We start from the raw sequence: 19731 nt of genomic DNA, 5'->3' as shown, positions 1-19731 counted from the left end.
CGGCGAGAGAGCGCGATGAGCACCGGACACCTCGCCGGTGTTCAACGTGCGATGAGCACCGGCTAGATTTCGTCGGCGAAGCTGGGCTTCAAGCGCAAGAAGAGAAATAAGCCGAGAGCAGCCGAAGCCACCGACCAAAGCGCCAGCAGCAGCACTCCCGAAGGGTCCACCGGCGGGCCGCCGAGGAAGGCAGCCCGATACAGGGCCACCAAGGCGGTCAGGGGATTGGCCTCGATCCAGGGCAAGAAGCGCTCGGGCACCAGGCTCATGGGATAGACGATGGGGGTGAAGTAGAACCAGCCGGTGAACACCATGGTGACCACCTGCGCGGTGTCGCGGAAAAAGACGTGGACCGCCGACAGGAGGAGCCCCAGGCCGAGGGTCAGCGCCAGCTGCAGCGGCAGGGCCACCAACAGCAGCGGCAGGCCCGTGAGCACCAGCTCACCCATCAGCACCAGGACCACGACGAAGATCGCCGCGGCGATGGCTTCGTGGAGCAAAGCCCCCAACGCCACCGCCAGGATCAGCAGCTCGGAGGGGAAGTTGAGCTTCTTGACCAGGCTGGCGTTCTCGGTGATCGCCGTGGACGCGCGGACAATGCCCTCGTGGAAGGCCGTCCAGGGCAGCAGCCCGCAGAAGAGAAACACGCCGAAATTGTCGGTGCGTTCTCCCAGCGGCGAGATCTTCATCAGGCTACCGAAGATGAAGCTGAAGAGGAGGAGCTGCCAGAGAGGCTGCACGAAGGACCACAAAAAGCCCAGGACGCTACCAGCGTACCGGCCACGGAAGTCCCGACGCACGAGCTCGCGGAGAAGAAAGAGGTGTTGGGTCAAGACCGATGGCTCCCGAGGCACACCGCCGCCGCTCCGGAGTCTCTACCGCCGGGCGCCGCGGGCTGAAAGCAGAAGAGCCAGCGGCCGATAAAAAACCGCTGGCTCGGACGAATGGTTCAACCGCTACCGCCCCCTCGAGGCGCGAGTCAGGGGAGGCTAGCAGATCAAGCTAGCTGGACGAGACTAGCCGGGCGGGCGTTGCTCAGCGCCGCTGGAGACGTTGCCGGAGCAGCTGGCGGGCCTGCTCGAGATCGAAGCCCTCGTCCAGAGGCACGGCCCGCACGTCCGACCAAATCGCACCGCTGGTCTCGCGATAGCGCAGCTCCTCGCCCTCGGGCCAGGCCACCATGCCCTCCTCGCCATCCTCCGACACCAACAAAGCGGCGTCGCCGCCGACGTCCGGAGCTTCGCGGTCGGAGACCACGTAGACCCGCAAGAGGTGATTGACCAGAGTGTCCGGATCGAGCTCGACGGCGCTGCCGATCTCCACCAGGCTAAGGCGCGAGGCGACGAAGTTGCGGTCCAGGCCATCGGTGCCGAAGAACCGCGAGCCGACCTCGATGATCATGCCGCCGACTCCCCCGGCCAAGCTCTGCAATCCGACGCCGGGGCCGTCACTGGCCAGGGCCTCTTCGAGCACCGCCTCCTGCGCCACCGAGGCGAAGTAGAAGCGTACGCCGGGATGGAACTCACGGCCCGTCTCGATGATCATGCCGCCGACGCCGCCGGCGAGGGACTCAACGCTTCCGGGACCGACGATGCCGACCCCTTCGTCGAGGATGAAGTCGCGAACGTCGCGGGCCAAGGTGCCCAGGGCAAAGGGCAGCATGCGCAGCTCGATGCTCAGCTGGCGACCGGTGGCCATGTTGACGAAGCCGGCGATCACCGATTGATTGTCGACTCCGGCGGCGAGGGTCGGAGCGCTGATGGAGGTCGCGCCCTTGTCCCCCGGCGTCGTGGTGGGGTCGAAGTCGTTGAGCACCATCCGCGGCGCCTCGCCGACGTAGGCGCCGTCTTCCAGCACCAGCGGCGAGTACAGCACTCGCTCCCCCTCGGCGGCATCCTCGGCCCACAGCAAATGCAAAACGGTGCGGGCGGTGCTCCGCAGCACTCCAGTGTCGGGGTCCGGCTTGGCCATACGATCCCGGGTGACCAAGAGCTGCGGCGCTACGGTCAGGTCGCCCATGGCCTCCAAGCTCACCGGCTCGGACCACTGATCCTCTACCAATCCGGAGACCCGCAGCTCGACCGGGCCTTCGGCAGGGATTCGGGACCAGACGACATAGACCGTGCCGGCCGCCTCTTCCAGCACCAGGTTGGCGGATTCTTCCTGCGCGGCATCACCGGTGTCCGCCACCAGCAGCCGACGAATTTCCGTGTCCTCGGGAGTCTCTCCCGGCTGACGAATCTCCAGGGCGAGCACCGGCGCATTGGCCGCCGGACCTTTGACCCCGGTGAAGAGATCGCCACGGCGACCGCTGAGCAGGGTGTAGAGAGTCCCCTGGTGGTCGAGCACCGCGGTGGACTCGGCGGCGAGAGCCGTCCCGCAAACCACGAGGGCGAGGCCGACGGCGAAAAGCGTAGTCAGAAGGGGGTAGCGCTTGAACATCTTCATGCCTTCAGATTCACCATGCTGCGGGCGTCCACCACCATCAGCATGTCGGGCAGATAATCAGCGTCAGGGTAGTAGACCTCCTGAAGCCGGGAAAAGTATCGGCGAGCTCCGAAGTCATCGCCGGCGAGCTTGGCCGCCTCTCCCAGCAAGAAGAGGGCCGACTTCTGGGTCGAACGGTCCTCGAAGCGCTCCGCCATCTCCAGCGCCCGGCGCCCGTGGCGCAAGGCCGCCCGATATTTGTCCACTTCCAGATAGGCGAAGCAAAGGCTGACTCGGGTGATCATCTCGAACCACAACTCGCCGGTGCGGCAGAGGGTGCGCAGGCTCTCGAAGAGCGCCTGGAAGCCTTCCGGCACCGACCCGCGGATGATCTTGCAGTAACCGTAGTTGTCGAGGATGACTGCGCGCCGGCGGCGATGATCTTCCGGCAACATCCCCAAAGCCTGTTCGAACTCCGCCTCCGCCTGCTCGAAGTAGCTCGAGGCGAGCAACGCCAGCCCAATGCCGTTGTGTGCCGCCGAGACCAATCCGGCCTTGCCAGCCCGCTCGCCCTCTTGCCGGGCGACGCCGCCATAGAACAACGCCTTGTCGGCGTCTTTGCGCAGCAGATGAGCCCGGGTCAGGTTGTAGGCGGCGAGGAAGCGAATCTCCGGGTCCCGATTGCGCAACAACACCTTGCCCAGCTCGCCGAGCTCTCGCCGGCTGCTGCCCAGCTCGATGGCGACTCGACAGCGGTTGCACAGGGCCCGATCCACCAAATTGGAATCTCCGAGCTCCCCCGCCAGCGCCAATGCCCGGTCGAAGAGGCTCAAGGCCTCGCGCAGGCGCCCTTCGCGCATGCAGTCGAGAGCCTGCTCCTTGATCGCCTCGTAGTGGCTTGGCGGGCTCATGGCGTCGTTGGCCTGCATGCTGGGCTTACTGGCTTGGAGCTCGGCATCCTGGCGTTCGGTCGATCGGGGCTCTGTTGATTGGGGCATGGGCCTCAGCTTTCTTCACCCGAGAGGGCTGTGCTCTTGGAATTCCCGGTTTTTGGAATCCCGTAGACGGATCTCTCCGCTCTTTTTAGGCTGCTCGAGAAAGTGGATCCTCGATGGGCTGCCGAAAAAATCTGCCTGCGAGACTCGTCCATTCCTGTCGAGCTCCGGCCGAAACATTGCGGCGCCGCATAGCACAGCAGCTCTCAATACTCTCCCGCTCGTCGCGAGGCTGTCAATTGCTGCGAAACTCGATGACTCACTTCATGCTACGACAGCATCTCGGAGAGTGTCAACGATTCTTCCGCAAACTCCTCCCGACTAGCTCTAGTTTATCAGGCGCAGTAAGCTTCGTTGAGCACGACCGGAGCGCCGGTGGGCGGGAAGACGGGGCTATGGGGTTGACACATAGCCCGCGCGCCCTTAAACTCCGTACTCTCTAAGTCTATCCGCTCAGTGAACTCCACGCCCCCGGGCACCGGAACTGAGCGCGAACGTTTCGAGCATGGAAGTCTTGAGCGAAGGCAGAACGCTATGACCCAGAAAATCCGCCAGGTACAGCTCGTCGGTCAGAAGATTCGTCAGCTGCGCAAACAGCGCAGCCTGACCCAGACCGAGCTCGCCGGACGAATCGGCATCCAGCAATCCGACCTCTCCCGCATGGAGAAGGGCGAATATCGGGTCAGCCTCGACACGCTGTTCAAGATCCTGGCGCAGTTCGGCATGGGCATCGGCGAATTCTTCGACGAGATGGCCCAGGACAGCTTCTCCGTTCGAGACGTCAACCTGGTCAACCAATTCAACTCCCTGCCCCAGGATGCCCAGCGGGAAGTGAGTGAGTTCGTGGCCTTCAAGCGAGCCCAAGCCCTCACCGACGGCACGGAGCCGGCGGCGCCCCGCGAGGCCGACCGCAAGGAGCAAAAGGCATGAGTGTCGTCAGCTTCCCGCAAGCCAACGAGCCCGTCCACCCGAATTCGGGCCGACCGCAACACCCCCTGCTCTCGGACGAGCTGCCGGGGCTGGAGCATCCGGAGATGGTTGCCGGCGACACTCGCGAGGTTTATGAAAGCCTCCGTGAAGCTGGCCTGGACGCCCTCAACGGCGGCCACTTCGGCGAGGCTTATCGGCTCTTCGACGAGGCCTTGGAGACCGCTCGCCGCCTCGGCGACAGCACACTCCAGGACCGGGCTTTCTGCAACCGTGCTGCCGTGGCCATCGAGATCATGGATCCCCAGGAGCCGCTCCAGCAGTTGCGCTGCATTCTCACCGCCCGGAAGGATCTGGAGAACAGCCGTCTGGCCGCCTACAACATCGCCCGCATCCACGAGCGGACCAAGCAGTACAAGAAGGGCCTGTTCTACGCCCGCACCGCTCTGGACCTCTCCGAGCTGCTGGGCCGGCCGGATTGGATCGCCTCCAGCCACAACCGCATCGGCAACCTGTTGATGGCGGAAAGCTACTTCGAGGAAGCCTGCACCGAGTACGACGTGGCTCTGCGCCTGTTCGAGCCCATGCCCAGCGTGCAGCGCGCCATTCTGCTGGAGAACGTTGGCTACTGCCGAGTCGTCCAAGGCCGCCTGGAAGAGGGCTTCGAGCTGCTCTACCGCGGCCTGCGCATGCTCCGCCGGCTGAAGGCCCGCGGCTTCCAGGCATACCCGCACCTCAGCCTCTGCTACGCCCACATCGAGGCCGGTCGGCATCGCGACGCCCTACGCCATGGCACCCGGGCTCTCGCCCTGGCCCATCGCGTGAGCGACTCCGAGTCGATCAAATATGCCCTCTTCCTGCTCGGGGAAGCCGCTAATCTGAGCGGCGACGCCGAAACGGCCCGGGACTACCTCCTGGAGCTGCAACGGGAGTACTACCCGGACTCGCCGGAGATCGTCAATTTTCTGCTCGCGGTGGACATCCGCCCGCTGATCAACATCAAGGCCTAACCCAGTGCGCTTTTCTTCCCTCTTCGTTTTCGCTCTCATCGGCCTGCTCCTCGCCGGCGCTACCGGCGTCTCCGCCGCCCCGGCGGCGGAGCGCGGCCAGATTGCCCTGGGCTCCGAAGGCGAGCTCTATTCGGTGTTCTCCGGAACCTACGGCGAGCTCTTCCCGCAGAGCAGCGGCGCCGCCGCGGAAGCCTCGGTTCTGGCCCTGGAGATCGCCCAGCCCGGCGCTGAGACCCGCCGACTCCTGGTACCCGGTACCGACGACGCGTTCGGGGATCTCGAAGGCTCGTCCTCGCTGGTCTTCGAAGATCGCTCCGGCACCGTCTTCCTGGTGTGGGAGAGCCGGCGCAACGTCATCCACCGGATGCTCAACCTGATCAGCTTCGACGGTGAGACCTGGTCCGAGCCGCTGGTCATCATGAGCAACTTCTTCGCCCTCAAGGGCTCGCCGCGGCTGGCCATCACCCACGACAACTACACCGTGGATGTGGATGGCGAGCCGCAGTCCCTGCACCGGGCGGTGCTGCACCTGGTGTGGTGGGAGGAAGGCGCCGACGAGACCGAGGTCCTGTACTCCCCCATCGTGCTGGACAACGGCTCCTACCCCAACACCGAGCCTTTGATCTTCCGCCTCAACGACTTCCACATGGTTGACGACGGCGGCCCCTTGGCGGCGGTGACGGAAGACTTCGCCCGCATGCCCACCCTGCACTCGGGCCTGGAGCATCGCTCCGTGGTGATCGGCTTCACCGACGCCTCCAGCGGCCGCTTCCTTTCCCTGGAGATCACGGTGCTGCCGGCGGAGCTGGGGCTGCTGGCGGACGGCGTCGAGCAGACCATTCTCGACAGCGGCTTCAAGTTCGATAGTGGGGATCTGGAAGCCTTCGCCGGTACCATCCGCGGCAACATCATCGACATCGGCCGCAACCTCAACCAGCAGAACGTCTCCTTCCTGGGCGGCGGCATTCGCGGCAACATCATCGACATCGGCCGCGAGTGGACCGGCGCCCTGGAGTCCTTCGCCGGCACCATCCGCGGCAACATCATCGACATCGGCTCCAACCTCTTCGGCGGTGAGGTCACTCGCCTGTACAACGCCGACGACTTCCACATCACCGAGGTGCCCACGCCGGACGCCGCGCCACCCCAGGCTCTGAGCCACATCCTGAGCATGCGCGTGGTGACCGACCGGCCGCTGCCCGCCCTCGCGGACCCGGCTTCCGCCATCTTCGTTTCCGAGTCCGGCCAGAACGTGCTCATCGCCTGGGAGGGCGAGGACGAGCTGCTCTACGTGGAAAGCGCCGGCGAGGAGTGGACCACCGTCCGCTCTCTGCCGCTGGGCGACCACATGGATGCGGGCGACGGCTACCGGATCCTCGAGTCCCGCACCAGCACCCGCTGAATCCAGCGGACCTTCCGCCGTCGGCTAGCCCCTTACCTGGCCGCGCTACCGAGCCCGCGATCGATCGCGGGCTCGTCGCTTTTTGGGGCCCGTTCTGAGTTGAAGATTCTCGCAGGCGTCAGAGGCGGACGCTGATCTCAGAGCTGTGCCGGATCGATCACCGGCCGGCCATCGACGGCCAGAGGCTCGGCGATGGGCTGAACGGCGATGAGGCGCCCACCGTGGCGTGCCAACGCAGCCTCCACCGCCGGACGGGCGGAAGGCGGGCAGAGTACCGCCAGGCAGCCTCCACCACCGGCTCCACAGGCCTTGCCACCCCAGGCACCGGCGCTGGCAGCGGCGCTCAGCATGTCCTCGATCTGCGCGGTCGAGACACCCTCCGCCAGCTGCCGCCGATGACTCCACTCGTCGCTCACCGCCCGCCCCACCGCCGGTAGATCCCCCGCCTCGAGCGCCTCCGCCACGCGGCTGGCGGCAGCGGCGATACCTTCGAAATGCCGCAGGACCTCCGCCTCCCCGTCCAGCCGCCGACGCACGACCTGCCAGTTGCTGCCGGCGGAGAAATGGCTTTGGCCGGTGTAGGCCACTACCAGGCTGCGCCCCAGAGCCGGCAAATCGACTCCCTCCAGGCGCCGGACGACGATGCCGCCGGGGGGATAGCGGATCTCCAGAACGCCGCCCAGCTGCGCCCCGAAGTGATCCTGGGTGCCGGTGGGCAGGGACATCAGCTGAGCCTCCAGATCCCGCGCGACGGCGGCACGCTCATAGGGCGAGGCGGTGGGCTTGCCCAGCGCTGCATCCACCGCTGCCAGTAGCGCGACCACCAACGCCGAGCTGGCTCCTAGACCGCCGCCCCGGGGTGACGCGCTGGCGAGGCGAATCTCCATCGGAGGCAGGTCCAAAGCCTCCGCCACGACCCCCACCAACGAGGTCTCCGGCCGCTCCAGCAGCTCCCGCCGATGCTCGCATCGATGCTTCTCGTCCCCTTGGAGCACCACCCAGCCTCGCTCCACCCGGCGTAGCTCCACCGTCGCCGGTAGATCGATGGAAAGGTTGACGGTGGCCGCGCCGGGATGCAGCAGTCCCAGGGGCCAGATATCCAGGGTGCCGCCGGCGAGATCCACGCGGCACCAGGCGCGGGCGGTGGTGGTCATGCCGGCGAAGGTTGGCTCAGCGAGCTGTGGAGGCTTGAGAAGAAGATGCGGTGGTGGCCGATTCCGCCTCCGGAGTGGAGCGCAGACTCGCCAGCTGTGTCGCGCCGGCGGTCTCCAGCGGCGTGACGGTCCCCGACTCGAGGCTCCGCCGCAGCACGTCCCGCCAGTCGATGTACTCCGGCAGATCTTTTTGTGCGATGGGCCGCGCCGGAACGCTCTTGATGTTTAGCGGATTGAGGTAGCGACCGTGGTGCTTGACCCGGTAGTCGAGATGCGGGGCGGTGGACAGACCGGTGGAACCGACGAAGCCGATGACCTGCCCCTGGGTGACCCGGCGGCCGGGGCGAATGCCGTCGGCGAATTTGGACAGGTGCAGATAAGCGGTCTCGTAGTCGTTGGGGTGGCGCACCTTGATGGTGCGACCGCCACCGCGATTCCAGCCGGCGAAGGAAACGGTGCCGCTGGCGGTGACCCGCACCGGCGTACCCCGCGGGGCTCCGTAGTCGACGCCATAGTGGGGGCGGTAGACCTTGAGCACCGGATGGAAGCGGCGGTGGGTGAACTGAGAGGTCACTCGCGAGTAACGCATGGGGGAGCGCAAGAACATCTTGCGCAGCGGCCGGCCCTCACCGTCGTAGTAGCCGCCGTCCTCGCCAAAGGCAAAGGCCTCCAGCACGCTGCCGCGGGTCTCGTAGCGCAGCGCCAGGAGCTTACCCGGTCCGCGATCCTGGCCGTCCAGGTAGACGTGCTCGTAGAGAGCCTGGAAGCGATCTCCCAGCCGCAGGTCGCGGGTGAAGTCCAGATCCCACTGCAGGGCATCGGCCATGCGATACGCGAGGGTCGCCGGGCCCCCGGCGAGCTGGATGGAACCCTCTAGCGAACCCTCAAGCTCGCCGGAAATCACCTGCAGGTGCACCCGACGCTCGAAGGGATGCCAAACATCCCGCCAGCCGCTGTCGCCGACGGCTCGTTCGATGCGAATGCGGCCGCGGTTGGCGACGGCGACCTGAAAGGCCTCCAGCTGACCCTGCTCGTCGAAGAAGACGGAGTAGGGGTCCCCGGCGCGCAGGCGCCGCAGGTCCACGTGATCGGCGAGAGTGGCTCCCAGCTCCCGAGCCGGCGCCCCCTCGACGCCGAAGCGCGCTAGCACCGTGCCCAGAGTCTCGCCGGGGGCAAAGGTCTGGATCAGGGGAACGCGGGAAGTGTCGAAGCTTGCGGAGTCCTGGGGATGGGGAAGATGGCGGGCGAGGGTGGCGTCAAATCGGGGGGCCTGAGCCAGCGGGCTCAAGGCCTCGGTCTCGGCTTGGAGCCGTGTCGTGCTGGAGTGCAGCCACAAACCGGTGATCAAAAGTGCGAGAGCAACCCCGAAGCGCAGAAGATTCTTAGGGTGCAGGACATTCTTCCGGTGTCGTGCCATCGTCTTCACCATTTCCTCCAACGGCCTCCTCCAATGGGCTGCTTGGGCGGGCTCTTCCCCTGGGCTGGTTCCTCGAGCTCTTAGGACGAGCTCTTCACGAGCCTCTACATCTTCGGGAAAGAAAAGAACCGGCTTGCCGAACCGGGAAATGGTAGCACAAGAATTTGGTCAAAGGCGCCACAAAGCCCCTATTTCAGGCAATTTGCGAGCGCTCAGCAAATACTCAGACTGTGTAAATCTTGGCGAACTGGGAGAATCAGGACCCGCCGAGGGCGTCACCGATGGTCCGGTGGAAGTCCGCTGGCAGACCGCCACGGTAAGCCACCGAGCCCTGGCGCAACACCAAAAGGCTGGGAAGGGTGGTCACGCCGTGACGCTTGGAAAAGGTGCCCTCGGCATCGAGATAGGTGGGAACCGAGATGGAGCGGCGGGCCAGAAACTCCCGCACCGCGGCTCGATCTTCCTGGAAGCTGATGGAGACCACCCGCGCCCGACCGCCCCAGCGGTCCGCGATCTGATTGATCGAGCGGTCGATGTCGCGGCACCGGGGGGACCAGGAGGCCCAGACCACCACCACCGCATCGCCAGCGCTCAGACGGCCTGTGGCGAGTTCCCCTCCATCGGCCCCCGGGAGCACCAAGCCGGTCTGCCCCTGCGCCGGGTGGACCGGCAGCAAGGTCAGCACCAGGACCACCAGCGCCCACGCCGAAAGCCACGAGCTGCGGGAGGGGAGCTTGCGCTGGAGCCGGGAGATCAAGGGTTTGGAATCGCTGGGTGGGTGTCCGAAAGGCTGCGCTCGCCTCCGCTACGCTCGTCGGGCCCCCGGCCCTTGAGGCCCCGATCTTTGAGGCCCCGATCCTTGAGGCCCCGATCTTTGAGGCACTTTCGGATGCGGTCCTCCAGAGCACGGGGCGCCTGACAACGGCACCCGGGGCTTCGCCGAATCGCCTCTACACAGGCGACGATGATGGCGCGACGCTGACTGCAAGCGGCGCAGACTCGAAGGTGCGCTTCATATTCCTGCCGCGCCCCAGCGTCCATCTCGTTGTCCAAGCACAGGAAAGTCGCGTCGATGATCCGCTTACACTCCATACCCAATCCTCTGCTCGCGTCGTTCGCAGGCTTCGAGCTCTCTATCGATGACCTAAGACTCGGTGATCTAAAACTCAGTGATCTATGACTCGGTTGCTTCAGATTCTTCCAGGGGTCGTCTATCCGATGCTGCGAGGGCGCCGGCTTGTTGACCCGATTCTCTACTCTAAACGATGGCTTGGGGGCGGGATATTCCGCTCTTGTTGGAATCCTCCGAGAAGGCTGGCCATCCCACCCGGCGCCGGAGGCCTCCCCGGGGCGCCCCATGCCGATCTGTGACCGAGACGCGCCTCGCTTTGCCAAATCGGCATCGGCTCGGCGTGAGGATCGAGAAAAGGAGGGTGCCCGACGGACCCGCCGGGGCTGGTGACGAAAGCGGCTCAGGTATCGCCGTTGCGGCTGCGCATCTTCGCCGGCGGCTCGCCGTCGCGCAAATATCCATGCTCCCGAGCATATTCGAGCATCGCGGCCTCCAGCAGACGACGACCACGGTAGAGGCGACTCATCACCGTCCCCACCGGAACGTCGAGGATGCCCGCGATCTCTTTGTAGCTGAAGCCTTCCAGGTCCGCCAGCAGCACGACCATGCGAAAGTCCTCCGGAAGCTCTTCCAGGGCGCTCTGGATGTCTTCGTCCAGAACCCCGGCGACCAGCTCTTCCTCCGGGTCCTTGATGCTGCGGATGACCTCTTCGCTGACCAGGCTCTCGAAAGACCCCTCGATCTCACCGAAATCCGTTTCCGGCGGCACTTGCTGGCGCTTGCGATACGCATTTATGAAGGTGTTCTTCATAATTTTGAACAGCCAGGCCTTGAGATTGGTGCCTTCCTGGAACTTGTCGTAGTACTTGTAGGCCTTGAGGTAGGTCTCCTGGATCAGATCCTCGGCGTCCTCGGAATTGCGCGTCATCCGGTAGGCGGTGTTGTACAGCGCGTCGAGGTACGGCATTGTCGCGTCCTCGAAATTCCAGGCTCGCGGCTGGTTGTCCTGGTATTCGATCTTTTCGGCTGAGGTCATACAAAAGCTCCCGTCCTCAGTATACGCACAACCGGTGCCAGCAGTTTTGCTCGTCTCGTTACGGCGGCGCAAAACCCTTGATCGTCCGCTCCAGAGGTCGCCGGCAGCCGCTTCTCGTCCTCACCGGAGGACGCCCGAGAAGCTGCCGGCAAGCTATCGAGACGGCTCTCGGAGAGACCCGTCTCAGCGACGGTGAGATATGCTGAGCGGCGAAATTTGCAATCGACCGGGACTCTTGCTCCAAGTTCGGGGCCTCCTCCGCCATCGCTGTCATGACCTCAGCCCATCCCCCCACCAGCTCGACCCTCGGAGCTCCGCCGTCTCAGGAACGGCTGCTGGAGCTCATCGACGCCCTCGCCGGCCAGCCGGTAGTGATGCTGGTGGACCTGGTGGCGGATCACTTCATCACCGGAGCTCCCAAACGCATCAGCCGCGAGGCTCCGGTGCTGATCCTCAGCTACGAGAGCGAGAGCGTGATTCCCGGCGGCGGCGCCAACGCCGTCGCCAACGTCCGCGCCCTGGGAGGGGAACCGCGGCCGGTGGGGGTGGTGGGCGACGACGCCAGCGGCCAACGCCTGCTGCAGGTCTTCGCCGAGCGAGGCATCGCCACCGACGGCATCCTGCGCCTCTCCGGCTACCGCACCCCCACCAAGACCCGCATCCTCGCCGGCGGCCGTCATGCCATCAAGCAGCAGGTGGTGCGCTACGACATCGAGCAATCCCTGCCGCCGGACCCGGCCCGTGCCGAGGAGCTCCGCCGCCGCCTGCGCACCGCCGCCGCCGGTGCCTCCGTCGCCGTACTCAGCGACTACGGCTACGGTACCGCCGAGCCCGTCTTCGCCGATGGGCTGCGCCGGGAGTTCGAGAGCCAGGGCGGCGGCCGCGGCACCATCCTGTGCGATAGCCGCTATCGCCTGGCGGATTTCGTCGCCATGGACGGCGCCACCCCCAACGAGGAGGAGGCGGAGAACCTCCTGGGCGGACCGCTGTCGGAGACCGACGACGCCCTGGCGGAAGCCGGCCGGCGGCTGGTGGAACGCCTCTCCGCACGCTTTCTGCTGATCACGCGGGGCAGCCGGGGCATGGCCCTCTTCGACCCACGGGGGGTCTGGCAGATGCCGGTGCACGGCACAGATCAGGTGGCGGACGTCACCGGCGCCGGCGACACGGTCATCGGCACCTTCGCCCTGGCGGTGGCAGCCGGCGCCACGCCCCTGGAAGCGGCGGCGCTAGCCAACTACGCCGGCGGCATCGTGGTGATGAAGATGGGCACCGCCACCCTCGGCCCGGAAGAGCTGCGGCAGGCGGTGCTGGCGGATCCGGAACCGCTGGAAGCGCTGCGCTGGACCGAATGAGGCTGACCTCGGCAGGCGAGACTGCGGGAGAACGAACCATGAGGAGATTGAGCCATGGGTGAGGTGATGACCGTCCCCGAGCTGCTGCAGCGGGCGGAGGAGCTGCGCCGGCAAGGCTTGCGACTGGCCTTCGCCAACGGCCACTTCGACCTGCTCCACGTGGGGCATCTGCGCTACCTGCAGGCGGCCCGGGCACAGGCCGACCGGCTGGTGGTGGCGATCAACGACGACGACTCGGTGGCCCGCCTCAAGGGAGCCGGCCGCCCCATCGTGCCGGCGGCGGAGCGGGCGGAGCTGCTGGCGGCCCTGGAGCCGGTGGATTTCGTGGTCATCTTTGACGGCGACAGCCCGGCGCCACTGATCTCCCAGCTGCGGCCGGAAGTCCACTGCAAAGGACCGGACTACGGCAGCCCGGAGCAGGTGCCCGAATACCCGGTGGTGCACGCCTACGGCGGGGAGACCCGATTGGTCGGCGACCCCAAGGACCACAACACCAGCGACCTCATCGCCGCGGTACGCTCGCTGCCGGACTGAGCCCACTCCTCGGAGCCCCACCTCTCGATGCGATTGCTCATCCTGCGCACCAGCGCCCTGGGGGATATCGTCCACTGCCTGCCGGTGCTCAGCGCTCTGCGCCGTCACGCCCCCCAGGCGCATATCGGCTGGGTGCTGGAGCGCACCTGGATCCCGCTGCTCGAAGATCACGCACTGATCGACGAGATCCTGCCCGTGGCCACCAAGCAATGGCGCAAGCGGGGCCGGCTGGGGCAGAGCGTGGGGGAGATCCTCGCCACCCGTCGCCGGCTGCGGGAGTTCCGGGCCGACGCAGTGCTGGACCTCATGGGGACCCACAAATCCGGCGTCCTCGCCCGCTTCTCCGGCTGCCGCCGGCGCATCGGCCTGCGGAAAGAAGACCGCCGAGAGCCCTCCAGCGCCCTGTGGATCAACCACCCGGTGCCGGCCCGGGGTGTCCACGCGGTGGACCGGGCGCTGTCGGTGCTCGCTGGCCTGGACTCAACCTTCGAGCAGGCCCTGGAAGGCTCGGAAGCGGTGGATTTCCGCGGTGAGTTGCTCTTGCCGGAGCCCCCGCCGGAGGCAGCTCGTCTCCTTTCCGAGGCTCCCGACAACCTGGCCGTGATCCTCCCCGGCACCGCCTGGGGCAACAAGACCTATCCGGCGGAGCGCTGGGGCGAGGTGGCCCGCCTGCTCCGAGATTCCGTCGGTCTGACCCCCTGGGTACCGGCGGGGCCTGGAGAAGAGCCCCTGGCCCAAAGCGTCGCCGACGCCAGCGACGGCGCCGCCCGCGCCCTCGGCCTGGTGGACCTGCCCACCCTCGCCGCTCTCTGCCGGCGTTCCCGCCTGGTCCTCGGCGGCGACACCGGCCCCACCCACCTGGCCCACGCCGTCGGCGCCCCGGTGCTCGAGCTCATGGGTCCCACCGACCCCTCCACCCACGGCCCCTACGCCGCCCCCCACCGCGCCCTCGCCCGCCGCCTGCCCTGCAGCTTCTGCCACAAGCGCTTCGGCGAGACCAAGGCCTGCCTGTGGGTGCTCTCCCCGGCGGAGGTGGCGGCGCGGGCGGTGGAGCTGCTGGAAGACGGCTCCGGCGGAGGCGACTCCTCCAACTGAAAAACCGACGACCGGCGAAGCGCTGGGCTCCGCCGGCCGCCGGTCCAAGGTTCTGGCTGATTCCGTTCCGCTCGACGATTCGAGCCCGGTCTCAGCCGCTATATCCCATCAGTGGTCGTCGGGCTCGTAGGGATCATCATCTCCACCATCCTGCGCGGCGTTGCGGGCCTCCTCTGCTTTGCGAATCTCTTCCCGAAGCTCAGCCCCCTGGACGATGATTGCGGAGCCGTCGGAGCCGGTAATTCGGTAGATGTCATTACCAACGGCCCTGATCTCGGCGGTTATCTGTTCCGGCGGATCATTGATCAGGAATCCGAACAACCCAGCTGTGACGCTCCGCAAGAGGTCCATGAATGGATTTTTCCCAGGGATGAGGCCGGAAGCTGATCCCGCAGCAGCACCTTGCACAGCACCGACGAAATGATCACCGTCATCTCCCTTGATAGCCCCGAGGATCCCGCCGCTGACCAAGCCCACAGCTGCTGCCTCGAGCAGCGTAGCTGCACCGGCAGTTCCACCGACAGCTCCGCCGATAGCTACAGAAGCCGGCAAGGTAAGACTGACAATCAACCCTGCGCCGATGGTCTTTTCGAGACGTCGAATCTGTCGGTAGCGCTCTGGGTCTTCGATCCTCAAACGAGCCATGGTCTCTTGCTGCGCCCGATAGGTCGCCTGAATCTCCTCCTCGGACATGTAGTATTTCCAGTCCAAGTCGTCCTTGCCGTCTGGATCGACCCGGGTCAAGGGCCGATTGCTCGCATAGCGGTAGGCATTCCAGCTCTGGGGGCGGCGCGGATCCGCATCGACGGGATCGATGCTCAAGAACTTCCCGAACATCGGGTGGTAGTAGCGGGCGTGCATGTAGTCGAGATCGCCCACCAGGCCACCACCGTTGTCGTCCCGCTCGTGGCCGGTGAATTGGAAGCTCTCGTCCCCGGGCACCGGATCGGCGGTGTTCTGGCCGAAGGGGTAGTAGCTGAGGAAGGCCACCAGCTCGTTGCCCCCGGCACCGCCGGTGATCATGCGGGTGCTCCCCAGATGATCCAGGTGCAGATGCTCGGTGCCTTGGTCGGTGACCCGTGCTACCGCCCGGGAGCCGGCGCGCACATAGTCTTTCTGCCATTCGATGGGATCGGCGAGAGCGCCGAAGGGGCCTTCGAAGCGGCTCAGTACCTGGCTGCTCACTCCCCGCACGGTCCAGCTCTGAGTGCTGGCGTTGAGGTCCAGCACCGCCACCCGCTCATCGCCGGCGGTGTAGAGATAGGAACGGCGTAGGCCCGGGCCACCGTCCAGGAAGAGCATCCGACCGGCGGCGTCGAAGGTGTAAGCGTAGCCGCCCCACAGGGTCGCCGCGTTGCCCGCCACGTCGTAGCTGGCGCTGTGGGAGGTGATGCGGTTGGTGGTGGAGCTCACCCCGATGGGCCGCACGCCGTCGTCGGTGGTCTCCATCTCGGTAAGGTTGCCGAAGACGTCGTAGGAGAGCTCCTGGGTACGGGAATCAGTCTTGCCCCGGTCCGCCCAGAAGGTGCCGCGGGTCAGACGCAGTCCCCGGTCGTAGGCGAAGCTCTCGCTACCCAGGGCGGTGATGTTGCCCGCCGGGTCGTAGGCGAAGGTGCCGCTGCTCCAATCCTCGCCGTCGGCGACGCCGGTGATGGCGAGACTGCCCAGACGGGCACCGTCGGCGGGATCCAGATCGTGCTCGTCGGCTACGCCGTTGGCGTGGGTCAGGGTGTCCAACAACCCGGTGGGATGGTAGTTCACCGAGCTGAGATAGCCGGAGATGGAGGTCAGATAGTCCTCGGCGTAGCCGAAGCTCAGCGTCCTACCGCCCTCTCCGGCGCAGGGAGAGTGCTGGCAGTCTGGATACCGCAGGCCGGTGACATTGCCCAGATCGTCATACCCAGTGATCTCCAGCGTGAAGCTCGGGTCCTGGTTGCCGCGGCTGCCGCGCACCGAGTAGCTGGAGACCCGGCCACCGCGCCCGGCGTAGGCGTAGGTCTCGGTGATCACGATGTCCTCCGGATCGAGCCACGGATCGACGGCGAAGACCGGCACCACGTTGTGGCGCTTGGTCTGCACCAGCTTGCCCTTGCGCAGGTCGGCGCCGACGTTGTGGCGGGCGTAGAAGAGCTCCTTGAGCAACTGCCCCTGGGCGTCCCGCATCTGGGTCAGGCGGCCGGCGGGGTCATAGCGGAAGGTGGCGCTCAGATCCGCCGCCCCCGCCGCACAACCGGCCATGGAGTAGGTTCGGGATAGGGCGTTGCCCCGCGGGTCGTAGGTGTAGTCGAGGGTGCCGTTGCCGGCGCAGCCGATCTCCGGATTGCGCTCCTGGACCAGGAAGCCCCGGTCGTCGTAGTCGAAGAGGCGCTCCTGGCCGGAGCAGCCGTTCCCCGGCGTGCCGTCCCCGTCGTCGACGCAGGCACGGATCAGGCGATTCCCCTCGTCGTATTCGTAGGTGGTGGCGACATCGCCGCCGCTGGGGCCGGAGGGCTCCACCACCTTCACCAGGCGGCCGCGGGCGTCGAAGTGCTGGGTGACGGTGCGGGTCACCAAGCCGGTCTCGCTCGCCACTTGCACCGCCTCGCTGCGCACCCGCTCACCGGTGTAGCCGAGGGTCCGGGTGCTGCCGTCGGGCTGCACCACCTCGCCGGGGCGGCCGAAGGCGTCGTGGAGCCGGTACTCGATGAATTGGGACGCATCGCCCCACACCGTCGACTTGAGCAACCAGCCGAGGTCGTTGTAGACCCACTGGCGGCTGCGGGTAGTGAGGCCGGAGGACTCCGGCACCCGCCGTTCCTCGTAGCTCAGGCGGCCCAGGCGGTCGTAACGCTGCAACCTGCGGGTGAGCTGCTCCGGCGCGCCGGGGCAGGTCTGCTCCCCTTCGGCGCATTGGCGCACCTCGTGCTGCAGAGAAGCGTTGGGGTCCTGCCCCACCTGCGGGTAGAAGTAGCGATGCTGGGTGGCGAAGGAGCCCTGCCGCAGCTCGCGGCTGAGGCGGCCTACGGGATCGAAGTGCAGCGTCGTCTCCACTCCCGAGGCGTCGCGGCGATGACTCGGCAGGCCGGTGTTCTGATCGATGTCCTGATCCTGCTGCACCAGCACAACCGCCGAGCCGTCCATCACCTCGCTCTTCTTCAGCGAGCCATATTGGTAACTGTGGCGAGTTTCGTAGACGGGATTGCGCCCGGCCACCGCACCGGCGGCGCAGGTGGCGTCCGCCAGGCTCTGACCGTCGCCGCCGTAGACCGTCTCCGAGGTGGTCTGGCCGCGGCTGTCCCGCTGGTAGCGCCGCACCACGTCCCCGGTCCCTGGAGCATTCGCCTTCAGGCTACGAGTGCCCTGCAGAAAACCGGTGGCATCCTCGAAGCAGAAGAGGGTGCGCGCGGAGTGGCCCTCCGAGCCGTCCCCCTCGATGACCTCCATCTGGTCGTAGAGGCCGAGGACCCAGGGAGCTGAGGCCGGCGGCGGCGGGTCGGCGTAAGCACGGCCGGAATTGAAGCTGGTGAAGGTCTCCCGGCGGTTGCGACCCAAAGGAAAGTCGCCATCCTCCACCTTCAGCCGGGCGTTGCCCAAGCCGTCGAAGTCGGAGTAGGCCACCTCCTGGACCCGGCCACCATCGTCCAGGAACACCGTCGCCCGATAGGTCATGCGCTGCTCGTGGTGGAAGGGCGAGCCACTCCCGACACCGTCACTCTCGTAGTCGACCCACACCTCCCGCAGCTTGGTGCCGGAGGCGTCGAAGATCTCTTGAGAGAGGAAGGGGCCCGGTCCCGGCTCGCCGGTGTTGGGATCCCCCTGGAAGGCTCCGGTCTGAGGATCGCAGACGGTGTAGGGCCGGTTCTGCTGGTATTCGAAGCCGAGATCCGCGGTGAGCAGGTAGTGCACCTGATAGTTGCCCAGGGGATCGATCACCGTCGCCTGGTGGTAGCACGGCTCGAGGCTGGTGTTATTGGGCGGCTGGAGATCGCCGGGAGCCTGCACCGACGCCCGATCCAGCAAATATTGCCAGGTGCCGTAGTCCACCCGCGGACCGCCGCTGGGGGTGAAGCCGTAGACTTCCTTGCTGGTCACACCGTAGGCCAGGCTGGCGGCCCGCGGCTGTAGATGGGCCGGCCCCTGCTGGTAGCGGAAGTTGGTGATGGCGTATTTCCACTCGTAGTGCAGACCGGTCCACAGGCGCAGGGTCTGGATGCCCGCGGCCATGCCGTCGCCGCCGTGGAAGAGATCCTCGGTGTAATAGTCCATCTCGTAGTAGCTGTCGTCCGGCTGCACCACCCGGGTGAGCAAGGGAACGGTCAGATACTCGGGATCGTCCGGCGCCGTGCCGTCGATGCAGCGAGCCTGGTACCAGTCGAAATCGAAGCGATGGCGGCGAACGGTGTGGTTGGTGTATTCGAAGTCATAGGTCTCCCGCAGACCGTTGAACACGGCGACCTCGATGGACGAGATGCGTCCGTCGGTGAAGAAGACCTTGTGGGTGCGCCAGCCGTCGGAGATCTGCCATTCATCGGGCAGATAGGTGAAGTCGACGGCGTTGATCAACGGCGAGGGCGATTCGATGCGGGTGATGCGCCACGTCTCGCCCCCTCCGTCGGCGTCCTCGAAGCGGTGCACCGTGCCGTCGGGCATCTCCAGGAGCATGGTGCAGCCGGTGCGCTGCCCGGCGGCCAAGTTGAGGCAGCCAGCGGGCTCGCTTTGCAGGCGCAGGAAGGTGCCGTCGACGGTGTAGTGGGCGTTGCCGTAGGCGGTGGCCGGCGGATGCAGGTTGGGAAAGAACTCCCGCTCGGCGCCGTCGGGGCTGAGGTACTTCCACCGTACCCCCGGCGAGGGCGCCCCGGAGGGACCCTCCAGCTCCCCGAAAGCCACCTCCCAACCCGGCCCCGCGTTGGTGGGCTGGGGATCGAAGATGTCGATGGGAACATCCACGTCGTCGCCCATGAACTCCCGAATGCAGATGTGGGGCGACTCCCGAGGCTCCCAGGCGCGATTGGAGTTGTAGCGCAGCGAGAAGCCGTAGCTCAGGCCGCCACCGGCGGGATAGGCCTGGCCCAGAGGCAGGTTGAGCAGGAGATTGCCGTTGAATAGGTTGACGTCGTCCACCCCGGAGAGGGCGAAGGTGGCGTTCTGCGAGTAGCCCGACTCCTGGCTGGGGAATTCCGCCGCCGCAGGCAGCGTCCACAGCACGGGCAAGGCCCAGAGCAAAAGGCTCAGCAGTAGCGTGGCCCGGCGAGCCAGTCGCGAGGGATCGGGGAGGGGTTGCTTCCAATGCATATCCTTGACTCCTGTCTGTATGACTTTCATGGCCCG

At 66.3% G+C, this 19731-nt stretch carries 14 protein-coding genes; 6 read left to right on the top strand and 8 right to left on the bottom strand.

The genetic code is table 11. The features are described from left to right. Window positions 1-62: 62 nt before the first annotated feature. The 3 genes from SX243_03655 to SX243_03645 all read right to left on the bottom strand — a co-directional run bounded on the left by SX243_03655 (window position 63) and on the right by SX243_03645 (window position 3425). On the bottom strand, window positions 63-833 hold the full coding sequence (locus SX243_03655) for an ABC transporter permease (GenBank protein MDY7092046.1): 771 nt from the start codon (window positions 831-833) through the stop codon (window positions 63-65). A gap of 202 nt (window positions 834-1035) precedes the next feature. Then, the gene (locus SX243_03650; protein MDY7092045.1) at window positions 1036-2448 is read right to left on the bottom strand and encodes a hypothetical protein; all 1413 of its coding nucleotides are present in this window, start codon (window positions 2446-2448) and stop codon (window positions 1036-1038) included. After that, complete coding sequence (locus SX243_03645; GenBank protein ID MDY7092044.1) at window positions 2445-3425, bottom strand: hypothetical protein; 981 nt, start codon at window positions 3423-3425, stop codon at window positions 2445-2447. Before SX243_03645 ends, SX243_03650 begins: the two co-directional genes overlap by 4 nt. Window positions 3426-3956: 531 nt before the next feature. On the opposite strand from SX243_03645, the gene SX243_03640 reads away from it, so the two are divergent. The 3 genes from SX243_03640 to SX243_03630 are packed head-to-tail and all read left to right on the top strand — an operon-like array spanning window position 3957 to window position 6761. Next, window positions 3957-4352, top strand: a complete 396-nt coding sequence (locus tag SX243_03640) for a helix-turn-helix transcriptional regulator (protein ID MDY7092043.1) — start codon at window positions 3957-3959, stop codon at window positions 4350-4352. Further along, window positions 4349-5359, top strand: a complete 1011-nt coding sequence (locus SX243_03635; GenBank protein MDY7092042.1) for a hypothetical protein — start codon at window positions 4349-4351, stop codon at window positions 5357-5359. The genes SX243_03640 and SX243_03635 overlap by 4 nt, the downstream gene beginning before the upstream one ends. 4 nt (window positions 5360-5363) lie before the next feature. After that, window positions 5364-6761 (top strand): hypothetical protein, encoded by a 1398-nt coding sequence (locus SX243_03630; GenBank protein MDY7092041.1) that lies wholly within the window; start codon window positions 5364-5366, stop codon window positions 6759-6761. Window positions 6762-6898: 137 nt separating this feature from the next. Here the strand turns inward: SX243_03630 and SX243_03625 are convergent, their stop codons facing one another. The 4 genes from SX243_03625 to SX243_03610 form a co-directional block, all read right to left on the bottom strand. Further along, the gene (locus tag SX243_03625) at window positions 6899-7915 is read right to left on the bottom strand and encodes a hypothetical protein (GenBank protein MDY7092040.1); all 1017 of its coding nucleotides are present in this window, start codon (window positions 7913-7915) and stop codon (window positions 6899-6901) included. A gap of 16 nt (window positions 7916-7931) precedes the next feature. Continuing rightward, on the bottom strand, window positions 7932-9332 hold the full coding sequence (locus SX243_03620) for a peptidoglycan DD-metalloendopeptidase family protein (GenBank protein MDY7092039.1): 1401 nt from the start codon (window positions 9330-9332) through the stop codon (window positions 7932-7934). A gap of 256 nt (window positions 9333-9588) precedes the next feature. Next, window positions 9589-10089 (bottom strand): TlpA disulfide reductase family protein, encoded by a 501-nt coding sequence (locus tag SX243_03615; GenBank protein ID MDY7092038.1) that lies wholly within the window; start codon window positions 10087-10089, stop codon window positions 9589-9591. Between the two features lie 715 nt (window positions 10090-10804). Continuing rightward, window positions 10805-11440 (bottom strand): sigma-70 family RNA polymerase sigma factor, encoded by a 636-nt coding sequence (locus SX243_03610; protein MDY7092037.1) that lies wholly within the window; start codon window positions 11438-11440, stop codon window positions 10805-10807. 272 nt (window positions 11441-11712) lie between these two features. On the opposite strand from SX243_03610, the gene SX243_03605 reads away from it, so the two are divergent. From SX243_03605 to SX243_03595, 3 genes are read left to right on the top strand one after another with little or no spacing between them, the layout of a single operon-like run. Beyond that, window positions 11713-12795, top strand: a complete 1083-nt coding sequence (locus tag SX243_03605) for a PfkB family carbohydrate kinase (protein ID MDY7092036.1) — start codon at window positions 11713-11715, stop codon at window positions 12793-12795. 54 nt (window positions 12796-12849) lie between these two features. After that, window positions 12850-13329 (top strand): adenylyltransferase/cytidyltransferase family protein, encoded by a 480-nt coding sequence (locus tag SX243_03600; protein MDY7092035.1) that lies wholly within the window; start codon window positions 12850-12852, stop codon window positions 13327-13329. A gap of 27 nt (window positions 13330-13356) precedes the next feature. Further along, window positions 13357-14424, top strand: a complete 1068-nt coding sequence (locus tag SX243_03595; GenBank protein ID MDY7092034.1) for a glycosyltransferase family 9 protein — start codon at window positions 13357-13359, stop codon at window positions 14422-14424. Window positions 14425-14532: 108 nt separating this feature from the next. Here the strand turns inward: SX243_03595 and SX243_03590 are convergent, their stop codons facing one another. After that, a complete protein-coding gene (locus tag SX243_03590) occupies window positions 14533-19695 on the bottom strand; it encodes an RHS repeat-associated core domain-containing protein (GenBank protein MDY7092033.1) in 5163 nt (1720 codons plus the stop codon). Window positions 19696-19731 lie beyond the last annotated feature (36 nt).

Source organism: Acidobacteriota bacterium (assembly GCA_034211275.1).
GTDB lineage: Bacteria > Acidobacteriota > Thermoanaerobaculia > Multivoradales > JAHZIX01 > JAGQSE01.
This window is presented reverse-complemented; position numbering and strand designations above follow the sequence as displayed.